Raw genomic sequence first — 14,331 nt, forward strand, 5'->3', positions numbered from 1 at the left:
CGGGATGGTGTGCCGTTCGGCGGAGCTGCGTAACCGGAGCTTCAGTCGAGAGAGTACACTGGGATACTGAGCGAGGCACATTACCGCGATTCAAAAGGAGGTCGGTATGAAGTTGATGACGCGTATTGTCTGTCTGACCGTTGCCATCCTTCCCGTGGTCGGTCTCACCTCCGCCGGGCGAGACCTCGCCGAGCCGGCGACCGCCGCGCTTTCGGGCGAGACACGAGCGCTGCTGATCCGTGAGATGCAGGCCATTGCACAGGCCATGGGCCTTGTCCACACGGCGATCGTGAAGGGCGAGCACGAAACCGTCGCCAGTGAAGCCGGAAAGATCCATGAGAGCTTCGTTCTCGCTCGGGAGATCACGCAGGCGCAGCGCGAGGAGATCGCGAGCCGGCTGCCGGAGGGTTTCGTCGTCGCCGACCGGACCTTGCACGAGCTCGCCGCCCGATTGGCCGAGGCGGGCCGGCAGGGCGACCCGCGCCTCGAACGATTGTGGTTCCAGGAAATGACGCGTGCCTGCCAGGCGTGCCATACGGATTACGCGGGCAGTCGGTTTCCGGGACTCACGGTGAAGGAAAGCGGCGACCGGCACTGAACCATCTCGATCAGCGCCAGGCCTGTTCGCTGCCGTCATGTTCTTGTTATTGCTGGTTGTCGGGCTGGACGCGTCGGCCGTCAGTTCACATTTTCCTCGGGCAGAGTCGCTTAGCGTGTCATTCCCGCTCGCGCGCGGTAGGTATTACGTGCTCCAGGGTGGTCAGAGAGTCGCCCAGGGAGAGCCTTTGGCGAAGGTCGGCAATTCCGGAAACTCAATGGAGCCGCACCTGCATATCGAGGCGAAGCGGAGCAGCGACGCGATCGGGCTCGTGGTCGATGAGCGAGTATCGTCGACCAACAGCCTGGTGAGGAATGATCCTGTATATCCATGAGTCCGTAGGCAACGTCGTCGATTACCGAGCGGTCGACTCCGTATCGCGCAAGGTGACGGTTCGAAGAAGCATACCCGGACACTGGCAGGTCGCGAGTAGGCGCGCGTCGCGGACTTGCCGGGGCTCGCTCGTCTCGCCTTCGTCGGATTTCATCGATTCCACGTGCACCCAACTCATGAGTGCGACGGAGACGAGCACCAGGACGATGCCGAGTGCGGCTCACCGGCATTGATCGAGCGGACTCCGGCTCCTGTCCGGCGACTGCGGGAAAGCCATAAGTAGTTGTGCGAACTGACTTCTCGTAGCGTGAGTGCTGGGATAACAGTCGATGACCGACGGACGCGCATTCAGAGCGCGGCCGATGTCACGACGCCGCTTTGTCGGTACGACGGCTTCGGCCGCATTGACCGGCTACCTGTCCCTGCTCCGGCCGGGCCTCGCAGCCTCCGCCAATCCCGGTGCGGCCGGCGTGGTGGGCGAACTTCGCGCGACGGATCCGGGCGGCATCGATCTCTTCCTGGAACACCGTGAACTGCTGGTGGGCGGTCGGCCCGGGGCCGCAATCGCCATCAACGGCTCGATTCCCGGTCCCGTGATCCGGATGCGGGAGGGCGGCGAGGCGCTGATCCGCGTTCACAATCGCCTGCCCGACTCCACGTCGATCCACTGGCATGGCATCCTGCTGCCCTTCACCATGGATGGTGTGCCGGGCATCAGCTTCCCGGGAATCGCGCCCGGCGAGACGTTCACCTATCGCTATCCGGTCCGGCAGAACGGAACCTACTGGTATCACAGCCACAGCGGGCTGCAGGAGCAGCTCGGCCACTACGGCCAGCTGGTGCTGGAACCCGCCGGGACCGATCCCGTCGACTATGACGTGGAACACTCGGTCGTCCTGTCCGACTGGACTTTCGAGGAACCGCATCGCGTCCTCTGGAAGCTGAAAACGATGGAAGGCTATTACAACTTCCAGCGTCCGACGCTCGCCAACATCGACGACCAGATGCGGGCCACCGGCATGAGTCTCGGCGAGGTGCTCGGGAAGCGACTGGCGTGGGACCGCATGCGCATGGATCCGACGGATATCGCCGATATCACGGGGGCGACCTATACCTACCTGATGAACGGCCGGGCGGCCCACGAGAACCCGACGTTCCTGGCCGAACCGGGCCAGAAGGTCCGTTTCCGGATCGCGAACGCTTCCACGATGACCTTCTACGACATCCGGTTCCCCGGACTGCCGATGACCGTCGTGCAAGCGGACGGACAGAACATCCGACCGGTGGAAACGGACGAGCTGCGCATCGCCGTGGCCGAGACCTACGACGTCGTGGTGACCATGCCGGACGAGGGGCCGTACACCATCTTCGCAGAGACCATGGATCGAAGCGGTTACGCCCGGGGTACGCTGGCGGCGCGGGCAGGGGCGAACGGCCCGGTGCCGGAGCAGCGCCGCCGGCCCATGCTGACCATGGCCGACATGGGAATGATGATGCATGGCGGGATGGAAAGCATGGAGCATGGTTCCGGCATGAAGCGCGAGACGCATGCCGGACAGCATGCAGCCCACTCCGGCGCGGACGAACTGCCGACGGAAAACCTGCCCGACCGCATCCGCCACGGCCCGGCCGGTCACGGGCCGGCCAGCATCACGATGGCGCAAACGGCCTATCGGCGTCTCGACTATCCGGGTGCGGGTCTCGGCGAGGACGGCTGGCGGGTACTCACCTACGGCCAGCTGCGGGCGCTCGAACGTCCGTACGGGCGGCGGCCGCCTTCACGGCAGTTCGACCTGCATCTGACCGGCAACATGCACAAATACGTCTGGGGCTTCGACGGCCGGAAGTGGTCCGAGTCCGACACGATCCTCTTCCAGTACGGCGAACGGCTGCGCATCAACATGATCAACGACACGATGATGAGCCATCCGATCCACCTGCACGGCATGTGGATGGACCTCTACGCCGGCGGCACGCTGGACGACAACCCGCGAAAGCACACCGTGATCGTGCAGCCGGCGGAACTGCTCACCGTCGACATTACGGCTGACGCGCCGGGTCAGTGGGCCTTCCACTGTCATCTCCTCTATCATATGGAAGCCGGGATGTTCCGCACCGTGGCCGTGGTGCGCTCGCTCGATGAGGGACCGGTCGATGTCGGTGCCTGATCTCAATGTCATCCCGCTCGTGCTCGTAGCGCTCCTCGTGGGCCATGCGGGCGCTGCGCAGCCGATGGACGAAGTGCCGACTACGGAGGGACGGCCGGATCACCGCGAGTCCGCAGCGCAGCATGCGGACAAGAAGGCCCCGCCGGTGGAAGAGCCCCCGCTGCCAGAGGGGATGAGTCTGGACGAAGTGCTCGACTACTCGGCCAATCCGCCGCCCGGGCATTTCCCGAACCCCGTTCCCGACGACCGCACCTATCGGTTCACATTCATCGAGCAACTGGAATACCGGATTGCGGACGACGACGCGCCGGACCGCGTCGGCTGGGAGGCGCAAGGCTGGGTGGGCGGCGATTTCCACAAGTTCTGGTGGAAGAGCGAGGGTGAGGCCATTTTCGAAGGGCCTGACGAGGGCGAAAGCGAGAACGACTTCCTCTACTCGCGCCTGATCACCCCGTTCTGGAATTTCCAGGCCGGCATGCAGTATGCGAACGAATGGGGCGGGAGCGACTACGAGGACCGCTGGTCCGCAGTCGTCGCGCTGCAGGGCCTTGCCCCCTACAAGTTCGAGCTGGACACCTCCCTGTATCTTTCCGAGGACGGCGATCTGACCCTCGCCGCAGAGGGAGAGTACGACCTCAGGATCACCCAGCGACTCGTGCTGCAGCCGCGGGCGGCACTGGGTATCAGCGCCCAGGACGTCCCGGAGCGAGGTCTCGGCAGCGGCCTCACCGACGTGAAGATCGACCTGCGTTTGCGCTATGAGATCCGGCGGGAGCTGGCGCCGTATCTGCTCATGCGCTACACGACGGCCCTCGGCGAGACCGAGGACATCGCGGAGGCCGCCGGGGCCGACACCAGTCAGTGGTTGTTCGGTGCGGGGCTGCGATTCGCTTTCTGAAAAGAGATGACATCAGCGAAGGGGGAACGACGATGACAGGATGGCATGATATGGGACACATGGGAGGCATGTGGTTCTGGTGGATTCTGGCGCTCGTGCTGATCGTCCTTGCCGCATGGATCGTTAGCCGGGTGACTTCACGGCAAGGCGAGTCCGCCGGAGAATCGGCCGAAGAACGGTTGAAGCGTCGATACGCCGAGGGCGAAATCGATAAGAGCGAGTACGAGACACGCCTGAAAGACCTGAGGCGGTAGCGCTGCTCGACTTTGACATTGAGGTCACTCCGGCGCTGCTGCCGGAGGAGGGGAGAAGGGAGACTGTTCATGACACCATCGCAGCAGCCACTCCGCGAATTCCCCGGGTGCTTCGAGTTCCGGGCTGTGGCCGGTTTCGGGGAAATGTTCTATAACGTCGGCTGCCGGGAAGCTTACCGATCCGGGCGGTCCGTGCGATCGATCGAGGTCTCCCCAGACCACGACCGAAGGCACGGAATCGAAAGTATCGCCGTGATCCGCCCCGCGCTCGAAGTTCTGCATTAGCGACGCCAGACAGAAGCATCCTCCCCGTTTCAGGACATCATCGGCAATGGACTGCAGCCGCTGGCGGGCGGCCGGGCCCGAGCTGCCGGCATACCAGCCGGCTGACACCCGCCGCGGCATGACCCGCAGCATCAGTTGTCCCAACAGGGGGGTCCGCAGGACCCGCAATGGATCGACTCGCTCGATCCAGCGATGCATCTGTGCCCAGGACGTGCCCTGGGGCAGTACAACACCCTGAGTCTCGGTATTTCCGGTTCGGGCAAGTGCGCCGGCAACGAGGCTCATGTAACAGGGAAACACCAGCACGCGTGGTCCGGTGCGTTTCAGGATCTCCGCGGCATTGTCGGCGAAGTCTGTCAGGCGGTAACCGAAACCCGGCTCCGGCATCGACCCGCCGGTGCCCGGCGGCTCGTAGACGACCACATCGGCACGGCCCTGCAGCGCAGCGAGCAGGTCGTCATAGTGTTCGAGTACATTCGGACCGTCTGCTGCGAAGAGCAGTCGTGGACCGGTCGCAGACTTGCGGTGCAGCACCCGTATCGTTCCCGCTTCGGTCTTCCACCACTCTATTGCGGGGCCGTCGAGAGAGCGGCGCAACTGCCGCTTACGCCGGCCCGGAACTTCGTGCAATCTCATCTCAGGATATTCCTTGATCTCGATCGGGGTGGCTGGCGGGAGATTCCTACTGACGTTTCGGGATTTGACGGAAGCGTTGGCCGGAATCGCGCGATTCACCCCGGTGCGCAGCGAGGATATCGCGATCCTGACCTGTTTCCGCGATTATGAGCCGGAGCGCGTCATAATCCATGATCTCGTTTATCGACGCCAGGACGGCGTATGGCATTTCTCGGGCAGCTGCTACCGTAAACTGCGGCTTTCAGCAGACGTCATGTCCCGGCGGTTTTCAGATCCGACCGAAGGAGTGAAGCAAATGGCACGGCAAGCGGACTGGTATTTCGACTACATCTCGCCATACCCGTATCTGCAGATGTCTCGTTTCCGGGAGCTGCCGGAAGACCTGGTCGTCAGGCCGCGACCGGTGTTGTTCGCGGCCTTGTTGAACCACTGGGGGCACAAGGGACCGGCGGAGATCCCGGCCAAGCGCCGCCAGACGTACTTTTATACGCGCTGGCTGGCCGACCAACGCGGATTACCCTTCAAGGGACCGCCGCGTCACCCGTTCAATCCGCTTGCGCTTCTGCGGCTGACGATCGCGGCCGGTTCAACCCTCGAAACCGTGCGAATTGTCTATGAACATGTCTTCGGCGAGGGCAACGATGGACAGGAGGAGAGTAGTGTCGCCGCGCTCGGCAAAAAGCTCGGTATCCTCGATGTTGCGGAAGTGCTGACGCGGCAATCCATCAAGGAGGAGTTGCGCGCGAACACGACCGAAGCAATAGAGCGCGGCGTGTTCGGCGTGCCGACATTCTCGTATGCCGGCGAGATCTTCTGGGGCGATGACGCGACACCGCTGTTCGTCGACTTTTTGGCCGATCAGAAGATGTTCGAACGAGAGCCGTACGCCGGCATTGATGAGGTGGTGCCTGCGGCGCAGCGCAATCCGAATGTCAGAAAGTGATCGTTTGCAGTACTTCGGCAAGTCTCACCAAGGCCCGATCGATGAAACATTTCACTGCCGCCTGGATCGTCGTGGTCGTGTTGCTGGGGGGATGCGACAAAAACGCCGAGCTGCGCCATGCCCGTGTGGTCGATCCGCCCCGGCCGGTCGCGACGTTCGAGCTGACCGGCCACACCGGCGCGCCATTCTCGCGCGACGACCTGATGGGCCGTTGGACGGTGCTGTTCTCCGGCTTCACGCACTGCCCCGACATCTGTCCGGCCACGCTGGGCATTCTGAAAGCGGCGGGGAAAGGGCTCGATGCAAGTCGCGTGCAGACCGTATTCGTCAGCGTCGATCCGGAGCGCGATACGCTGGAACGGCTGGCCGGTTACCTGGCGTGGTTCGACGAGGACTGGATCGGACTGACCGGCGAGCGCGAGGCGCTCGACCGGCTGCTGGACAGCCTGCAGATGGCCTACGTGCGGGTGCCCACCGGCAATGGGGAGTACACCATGGACCACGCTACCGCCGTGGCGTTGATCGACCCGCAAGGCCGCATGACGGCCTTCTGGTCCGCTCCGCTGGACGTCGGCGAGTTGCGCGAGGACCTGGCGAGTCTGCCCGCCCCTTGATCCCGGTCAGACGATTCGATCAGAGCCTCGTCGCAGCCAGTTCGAAGTCGGCGTGTGCCCAGGCCTGCTTGCGGCGCTCGGCGATGGCCTCGGCGTCTGCCGCCCGACCCTGTGCGATGAGCGATTGCTCCAGCCCTCGGAGCGACCACCCGTTCTCCGGGTTACGGCGCAGTTCGGCGCGGTACGCCGTCTCGGCAGCCTCCGCCCGATCCGCCTCCAGCAGCATCGCACCCAGCACCAGTCGCCCGGGGAAATGCCAGCCCGGCGGCTCGTCGTAGGGCAGTTCGTCCTCGATTGCAATGGCCTCGGCCATGGCTGCCGTCGCACCGTCGAGATCGCGAGCGTGCCAGGCAAGTTCGGCGGCCAGCGTTCGTTCGGCGATACGCACCCCGTGGATCAGCGAATAACGGTCCCACACCCTCATCGCCTCGATGGTCGGGCTCTTCGCAAACTCCGTCAGCCGGTCGTGATGCGAGACCGCGCTCTCGAGGTCAGCACTGCGTAGTGAGCCCAGCCCCTGGGCGTAGTGCCACATCGCGACCATGTAGGGAAGATCGTCAGCGGGCTTCGGCGTCTCGAGGACCTCGTCCCAACGACCGAACCGGACGCGGGCGAACAGGGGTGTCAACGCGAAATTCTGCATGGTTTCAAAGCCCGGCGTGCGCATCAGGTCCGGGTCCTTCGTGCGATCGTGCGTGGATGCCGCAGCTTCCAGCGCCGTCTCCTGCTCCCCGGACATGGTGGCGGCGAACCACAGGAAGTGGTGGTTATGCGGTACGTAGCCCAGCGGGTAGACGCCGGGCCCGGGACGGCAGGCGGCAAGGTAGGCGTCGTCGGCTTCGATCGCCCGCCGGTTGGCGATAACGGCATCGTGCCATCGGCCGACCCGCGCATAGATGTGGGCAGGCATGTGTACCAGGTGCCCGGAGCCGGGAATCAGCGTACGCAGCCGGTCGGCCGCCGCGACGCCGCGTTCCGGCTCGTTCGAGGCCTCGACAGCGTGGACATAGAGGTGCAGTGCGCCCGCGTGGTCGGGGTCGCGGTCGATGATGCTCTCGAGCACCTCGACGATCTGCAGCGTCGCGCCGACCGGATTGCCGTCGTCGTCCCAGTAGTTCCACGGCTGCAGGTCCATCAGCGCTTCGGCATAGAACGCCGCTGCATCGAGGTCGCCGGGGTGGTCGAGCACGACCTGCTTCATGGCGGCGGCGTAGGATTGATCGAGCGCACTGCGGTCGTCACCGGGCTGCTCGGCATACCTTGCCGTCAGGGCCTGGATTAACGCCTGCTCCCAGGGTTCGGCCGAAGGAGCAAGCCGCCGGGCTGCCTGCAGCCGTTCCCATGCCGCGTCGTTGTTGGCAGGGTCCATCCCGGCGTTGACGTGCGGGCCCAGCACCAGGGCCGCACCCCACCAGCACATGGCACACTCGGGATCGACCGCGACCGCCTGCAGGAACGAGCGTTCGGCGGCCTGGTGGTTGAATCCCCAGGTCAGCATCAGAGCCTGGTCGAACCAGCGCTGTGCCTGGGGGCTGTCGGTGGTGATCTTGCGACTGTAGTCTCCCAGACCATCGAGCAGCGTGGCACCTACCGGCGCGATGGGTGGCAGGTAAGTCTCGGATCGATCGGCATCGGTTCCGGGGCCAGCGGGATGGTCGAAAATTCGCCAGCCGGCGAACAGCGCAATCCCCACTACGGGAATGACGACCAGCAGGTAAAGTGGACGTTTCATGAGTCTCTCCGTAGTGCGGTTGATCGAAGAAGGACTCAGTGTACGCCTAACTAAGCAGACCGCTCGGCTATTTCGCTAATTGGCCTTTTTGTTTGCCGCCATGGCGCGGACCGGCCGATCAGCGCCTCGGGCAGGGAAATGGTCATCGTGCTCATGCGCAATGAGTCGGTATCGGGCGGCGACGGAGATGGTGTCGCTCGCAGCTTTTCGGTGGCCGGTCCGGCCGTGAGAATTTTGTTATAGATTCGTGAACGCCGGGCGATGTCCCGTTGTTAGCCTCGTAGCTGTTCCTGAATCAACCTCGGAATAGCGAGAGGAGAATAGCGATGAAGTCACGATTGAAACTCGTTCCACTGGCGCTGCTGCTGGCATTGACGGGTGTGAGCCTGGCAAACGCAGATGCACCGAACTTCGGTCCTGCGATCTACGGTGACGGCGAGGTCTGGGGCACGAAGGGGCTGGGTGAGCTACCGGCCCCGAATGGCCGCAACAACCAGTCGTTCGACAAGCTCTTTATCTTCGTCAATGGTGCCGCCGGACAACTGCCGGTTTCCGAGGCCGCGCCGGGGAATCGCGCCTACAATGGCGGCCGCTGGTCTGTACAGACGGTCCTGTGGAACGAGCAGGGGCTTGCGGCAAACGAGCCACTGCCGGTGTTGAAGTCGTATACCGACATCCAGACTTACCGCAACCTCGGTCACCTGGCGATAGCGCCCGGTCACCCGGAAGGCGGGCCTGACTACTTCGAGTGCCCGCTCCTGCCGATCCACTGAAGGCGCACGGGCGCGTGTTCGCGGCGACTTCCGAAAGGACCCGGCGGTCCTGCGTTGCCGCGGACATGCGCCCCCTCCCAGCTGCCGAAAATCAGCACCGCGACCGCCGCGCAGGGGTCAGCTCGCCTTCCCTGTAACATTTCGGAGCAATACCCGGTCTACTCCGGTATGACTCCGTCGGGCGAAGGCAAACCGATGCAAAAGCGGATCCTCGTCATCGAAGACGAGCGGGACATCGCCCAGTTGATCCGCCTGCACCTCGCCGACCTGGGTTTTTCCGTGACGATCGCCGGCGATGGCAATGGCGGACTGCGGAAAGCTTCCGCCGGCTCATGGGATCTGATCATCCTCGATCTTCGCCTTCCGGGTATCGACGGACTCGAGATCTGCCGCCGACTGCGCCAGGACTCGGGTTCGGTTCCGGTATTGATGCTCACGGCGAAATCAACGGAGCTCGACCGAGTCGTCGGACTGGAGATCGGCGCTGATGACTACGTTACCAAGCCGTTCAGCGTTGTAGAGCTGATGGCCCGTGTCAAGGCCATCCTGCGACGGGCCGAGCTGTCCCGCCGATCCGCGGCCGAGCAGAAAGGGGCGATCCGGGCCGGATGTGTCACCGTCGATCCAGCGACACGAATCGCCACCGTACGCGGCGAGTCGATCGAACTGACCGCCAAGGAATTCGACCTTCTCCATCATTTTGCAGCGAATCCCGGCCGGGTATTCCGGCGTCTGGAACTACTCGACAGCGTCTGGGGCTACGGTCACGACGGCTACGAACACACCGTCAATTCGCACATCAACCGTCTGCGCGCCAAGATCGAGATCGACCCGGCGCATCCGGAGTTGATCGTGACGGTTTGGGGTGTCGGCTACAAGATGGCTGCAACCGCCCGGAACCGGGCCCGCGCATGAGTCGCCTTCATTACAAACTCTCCGCGGCGATGTTTATCATCATTTTTCTCCTCGGCGCGGCGTTCTACACCATCGACCGCTTCAGTGTCAGGCTCTACTACGAGGAACTGAGCCAGCGGCTGAATGCGTCGCTGGCCATGTACGTGGCGAATGCCAGCGAACTGATACGCAACGGTGAGGTAGACACGGCGGCGCTGGGAGAACTCGCCAACCGGGCGATGGTCATCAATCCGACAGCCGAAATCTACCTGGTCTCGCCGGCCGGCGAGATACTGGGCCATGGCCTGCCACCCGAGGAAGTGCTCGCGGAGCGCATCGACGTCGGACCTATTCACGATCTGTTGGCAGATACCGCACCCCTGCCGATCAAGGGCATCGATCCGCGGAACCCCGATTCCCGGAAGATATTTTCCGCGTTTCCGGTGACCGATCCGGCACGGTCCGACGAGTTGGCGGGATACCTCTACGTCCTGCTTGGCGGTTCACAGTACGAAGCCGTCGCCGAGCAGGTCTCCGGCAGCGACAGGCAGCGCATGATAACCGCGGCCATCCTGCTTCTGGTCTTCGCTGCCTTCGGTGCCGGTGTGATCTTGTTCTCCTATCTGACGAGGCGACTGCGACGCCTCACCGGCGATGTGTCGGCCTTCACGGCCAGCCGGTTCGAAACCGGCATTCCTGCCGCAACGCCACGCGAGCCGGGCGACGAGATCGACCAGCTCCGCGATGCCTGCCGATTGATGGCGACGACGATTCAGCAGCAGCTGTCCGCACTGAAGGAAGACGACCGGCTGCGTCGCGAACTGGTCATCAATATCTCTCACGATCTGCGCACGCCGCTGGCCTCGATGCAGGGCTACATCGAGACGCTGATCATGAAGGGCGATACTCTCGATCCTGCCCAACGACTGCAGTACCTCGAGATAGCGCGTAAACATGCCACGCACCTCGCCGCGCTTATCCAGGACCTGTTCGAGCTGGCCCTGCTGGACTCCGGAGGCGTCACGCCGACGCGCGAGGAGTTCTCGCTTCCTGAACTCATTCACGACGTGGTGCAGGAATTCGAACTGCGCGCGAGGGAATCGGACGTTACGCTCGAAGTGATCCGACCCGACGCCGACGTCACCGTCTATGCCGATATCAAACTGATTCAACGGGTGCTCGAGAACCTCGTCGGAAACGCCCTGAAGTACACGCCGGCTCGCGGTAAAGTATCGATTTCGGTGAAGCGCAGGGCGAAGGTGGTCGGTGTATCCGTTGCAGATACGGGGCCCGGCATCTCGCAACAAGCGCTGCCGAGAATATTCGACCGCTTCTACAAGGCGGACGAACATGGTGAACGAGAGCAGGGCTCGATGGGTCTCGGCCTCGCGATTGCGAAGCGAATCCTCGAATTGCACTCGAGCGAGATCAGCGTCGTCAGCAAGGAGCGGCAGGGGACCCGATTCCAGTTCGACCTGCCGATTCAGGCACGCGCAGCCTGAATACACAACGATTCCTCGGCCCAATGCCTCTATGGCAAGCAAACGCAACCACCTGCGCCTGGCGGCGTGTTGCGGCAACGTACAACGCTTTGCTACGGTAAAAAAGGCGTGTTGGCCGGTCATCAACGGCGTGCGGGGGGGTGATGCCGTTACCGACGGGCATCACCCCGTCCGCTTCCACCCGCCGAGGGAGGCCATCAAAACCCGGTGTCATCGCAGGCCCCGACCCGCCGGCGAGGTCTGTCCAAACCGACCAGCAGTTTCCCAAGGAGTCATCAAATGATCAACAAGAACAAATCTGACACTTTTCTGATGGTGCTGCTGTTGTCGTGGACGCCGATGGTCCTCGCGCAGCAGAGCGTCATCGACGAGATCACGGTTACCGCGCAGAAGCGCGAACAGAACCTGCAGGATGTGTCCGTCGCCGTCAGTGCCTTTTCCGGCGATGCGATCGAGAAGATGGGTTTCGAGGAGGGCCTCGAAATCACGCAGCAGGTGCCGAACATGAATTTCTTTGCCATCTTCGGCGAAGCGTCGAGTCCGTCCGTATCCTTGCGCGGCATCAGTCTCGTCAATTTTTCCGACTCCTGGGAGTCGCCGGTCTCGATCTACGTCGACGAAGTCTATCGCGGCAACCCGGCGGGCTCCGCCATCGAGCTCTTCGACCTGCAGCGTGTGGAGGTCCTGCGCGGGCCGCAGGGCACGATCTATGGCCGCAACACGACGGGCGGCCTCGTGCACTACATATCGAAGCGGCCGACGAACGAGTTCGATGCCCGCATCAGTGCGAGTGTTGCGAGTTATTCCGAGCGCATCCTCGAGGGTATGGTGAACGGCCCGCTCGGCGACAAGATGCGCGGCCGCTTCGCCATGAAACGGACCGTCGATGACGGTTGGCAGACCAACACCGTTACCGGCGGGAAGCTGAACGACACAGACAGCTTCGGCTACCGCGGCCAGCTGGCCATCGATGTTGCCACCTCCGGAGAACTGCTCTTCAACGTGCACGGCAGCCGTGCCGACCAGAACACGGTCGGCTTCGCGCACATGGGCTATCTCGAGACCTCCGACCCGAACGCGGCAACCTGTTCCCGCGGCCTCATTCAGGCCGGTCAGTGCACCAGCGCGACCTTCGACCTGACCGGCGCGGAAGCGGTCAACGGCCAGTTCGATCCCGAGCACGCGGCGACCGGCGCGGCGGACGGCCTCGCCACCGAGATCGATACCTTCGGCGTATCCGCGACCCTGAGTCTGCCCTTCGACAATTTCGAACTTACATCGATAACCGCCTACGAGGAACTCGACAAGTTTCTGCAGGACGACGGCGATGGCACGGCGGTCGTGTTCTTCGACGAGCAATACTCGGTCGACGCTGAACAGTACACGCAGGAACTGCGCCTGAACGGCGCCAGCGATCGGATGGAATGGGTGACGGGCGTCTACTACTACAAGGACGACCGCGGCCTGATAACCGAGGCGCCGACCACGGCCGACGGCCTCTGGCACCAGGAAAACGTCGGCCTGAACAGCTCGTCCTGGGCCGTGTTCGGTCAGGTCGAGTACGACCTGACCAACGAACTGACCGTGGTCGGTGGCCTGCGCTACACCGACGAGACCCGCGACTTCGTGCAGACTTCCGGGCCGAGTTTCTACTCGCCGCCCGTCAATGCCCGTCATGACCTGTCCGCTGACGCGACGACCGGCCGCATCGGCCTCGACTGGCGGCCTCGCCAGGGCATGCTCGCGTACGCGAACATATCCACCGGCTTCAAGAGTGGCGGATTTTCGGGCAGCTACAATGCCTCGCCGGAGGCAACCGAAGCCGTCGGCCCCGAGGACATCACCAATTACGAAGTCGGCCTGAAGTCCGATTTCATGGGCGGCCGGTTGCGACTCAACGCTGCAGCCTTCCAGTACGAGATCGAGGACTTCCAGGCGCAGGTGTTCCTGACAGTGGCCGACGGCAGCATCATCACCAATGCGGGCGACGTCACCGGCAAGGGCGCCGAGTTCGAATTGACGGCGCTTGTTTCCGACAACCTCGAGATCATCGCCGGTGTCGGCCTGCTCGATACCGAGTTCGATTCGCAGCAGATCTTCTTCGTGGCTGGCGACGAGTACACGTTGGACGGCAACGAGCTGCCGTCAGCGCCCGCGCTGACGTATAACCTCGTCGGCCGCTGGTACCTGCCGCTCGGAGACAAGGGCGAACTCGCATTCCAGGCGGATTACGCCTGGCAGGACGAGCACTACCTGCAGATCGAGAACGACCCCTATTCCTTGCATGACGCCTACGGTATCGCGAACGCGCGTGTGAGCTGGCAGTCGCCGGGCAGCACCTGGCGAGTGGAGGCCTTCGCGAAGAACCTGACCGACGAAGAGTACTTCACCTACCAGAATACGCTGGGCCCTGACTGGGGCTACGCCGTCTGGGGCAAGCCGCGCACCGTGGGCGTGCGTGTCGTCTGGAAGATGCAGTAGCAGCAGCGGCCGTCCGTCATCCTCGCCCTGATCGAACTTTTGCTGGGCCCTTCAATTCGTCACAAGGCAGAGAAACCCGGGCTGAAAGCCCAGCCGTCCTCGAAGGCCTCGGCTGTCGGCGCCCAGGGACGGGCCGACATCGTGCCGGCGCTATCGGCCCCGGCGATGGCCGGACCAAGCACCATCAGAACGAATCGTGCGATGGTTCTGATCACGATCT

13 protein-coding genes are annotated in these 14,331 nt (G+C 63.4%); 11 read left to right on the forward strand and 2 right to left on the reverse strand.

All coding sequences use genetic code 11. The features are described 5' to 3' along the window. Positions 1–106 precede the first annotated feature (106 nt). The 5 genes from ACJMKZ_RS17385 to ACJMKZ_RS17405 all read left to right on the forward strand — a co-directional run bounded on the left by ACJMKZ_RS17385 (position 107) and on the right by ACJMKZ_RS17405 (position 4,251). Positions 107–598 carry a hypothetical protein gene (locus ACJMKZ_RS17385; protein ID WP_405234485.1) on the forward strand — a complete coding sequence of 164 codons (492 nt, stop codon included), beginning with the start codon at positions 107–109 and terminating at the stop codon, positions 596–598. A gap of 37 nt (positions 599–635) precedes the next feature. Further along, positions 636–932 carry a M23 family metallopeptidase gene (locus tag ACJMKZ_RS17390; protein ID WP_405234486.1) on the forward strand — a complete coding sequence of 99 codons (297 nt, stop codon included), beginning with the start codon at positions 636–638 and terminating at the stop codon, positions 930–932. Between the two features lie 361 nt (positions 933–1,293). Then, positions 1,294–3,099, forward strand: a complete 1,806-nt coding sequence (locus ACJMKZ_RS17395) for a copper resistance system multicopper oxidase (protein ID WP_405234487.1) — start codon at positions 1,294–1,296, stop codon at positions 3,097–3,099. Continuing rightward, on the forward strand, positions 3,086–3,997 hold the full coding sequence (locus tag ACJMKZ_RS17400; protein WP_405234488.1) for a copper resistance protein B: 912 nt from the start codon (positions 3,086–3,088) through the stop codon (positions 3,995–3,997). The genes ACJMKZ_RS17395 and ACJMKZ_RS17400 overlap by 14 nt, the downstream gene beginning before the upstream one ends. A 50-nt stretch (positions 3,998–4,047) precedes the next feature. After that, on the forward strand, positions 4,048–4,251 hold the full coding sequence (locus ACJMKZ_RS17405) for an SHOCT domain-containing protein (protein ID WP_405234489.1): 204 nt from the start codon (positions 4,048–4,050) through the stop codon (positions 4,249–4,251). A gap of 24 nt (positions 4,252–4,275) precedes the next feature. Here ACJMKZ_RS17405 and ACJMKZ_RS17410 read toward each other — a convergent pair whose 3' ends face one another. Then, the gene (locus ACJMKZ_RS17410) at positions 4,276–5,172 is read right to left on the reverse strand and encodes an alpha/beta fold hydrolase (protein ID WP_405234490.1); all 897 of its coding nucleotides are present in this window, start codon (positions 5,170–5,172) and stop codon (positions 4,276–4,278) included. Between the two features lie 13 nt (positions 5,173–5,185). Here ACJMKZ_RS17410 and ACJMKZ_RS17415 point away from each other — a divergent pair, with 13 nt between their 5' ends. Beyond that, on the forward strand, positions 5,186–6,115 hold the full coding sequence (locus tag ACJMKZ_RS17415) for a 2-hydroxychromene-2-carboxylate isomerase (protein ID WP_405234491.1): 930 nt from the start codon (positions 5,186–5,188) through the stop codon (positions 6,113–6,115). A 41-nt stretch (positions 6,116–6,156) separates the two neighbouring features. After that, positions 6,157–6,729: an SCO family protein gene (locus ACJMKZ_RS17420; RefSeq protein ID WP_405234492.1), complete on the forward strand. Its 573-nt coding sequence runs from the start codon at positions 6,157–6,159 to the stop codon at positions 6,727–6,729. A gap of 19 nt (positions 6,730–6,748) precedes the next feature. On the opposite strand, the gene ACJMKZ_RS17425 is transcribed toward ACJMKZ_RS17420, so the two are convergent. Continuing rightward, complete coding sequence (locus ACJMKZ_RS17425; RefSeq protein WP_405234493.1) at positions 6,749–8,461, reverse strand: tetratricopeptide repeat protein; 1,713 nt, start codon at positions 8,459–8,461, stop codon at positions 6,749–6,751. A 326-nt stretch (positions 8,462–8,787) separates the two neighbouring features. Between ACJMKZ_RS17425 and ACJMKZ_RS17430 the strand changes: the two genes are divergently transcribed. The 4 genes from ACJMKZ_RS17430 (at position 8,788) to ACJMKZ_RS17445 (ending at position 14,111) form a co-directional block, all read left to right on the forward strand. Beyond that, the gene (locus ACJMKZ_RS17430; RefSeq protein WP_405234494.1) at positions 8,788–9,234 is read left to right on the forward strand and encodes a hypothetical protein; all 447 of its coding nucleotides are present in this window, start codon (positions 8,788–8,790) and stop codon (positions 9,232–9,234) included. A gap of 195 nt (positions 9,235–9,429) precedes the next feature. Continuing rightward, entirely contained in the window at positions 9,430–10,149 is a 720-nt protein-coding gene (locus tag ACJMKZ_RS17435; RefSeq protein ID WP_405234495.1) for a response regulator transcription factor, read from the forward strand. After that, the gene (locus ACJMKZ_RS17440; protein WP_405234496.1) at positions 10,146–11,630 is read left to right on the forward strand and encodes a sensor histidine kinase; all 1,485 of its coding nucleotides are present in this window, start codon (positions 10,146–10,148) and stop codon (positions 11,628–11,630) included. The genes ACJMKZ_RS17435 and ACJMKZ_RS17440 overlap by 4 nt, the downstream gene beginning before the upstream one ends. 279 nt (positions 11,631–11,909) lie before the next feature. After that, positions 11,910–14,111, forward strand: coding sequence for a TonB-dependent receptor (locus ACJMKZ_RS17445; RefSeq protein WP_405234497.1), 2,202 nt, complete (start codon positions 11,910–11,912; stop codon positions 14,109–14,111). Positions 14,112–14,331 lie beyond the last annotated feature (220 nt).

The organism is Lentisalinibacter salinarum, assembly GCF_040706555.1.
GTDB classification, from domain to species: domain Bacteria; phylum Pseudomonadota; class Gammaproteobacteria; order Steroidobacterales; family Woeseiaceae; genus Lentisalinibacter; species Lentisalinibacter salinarum.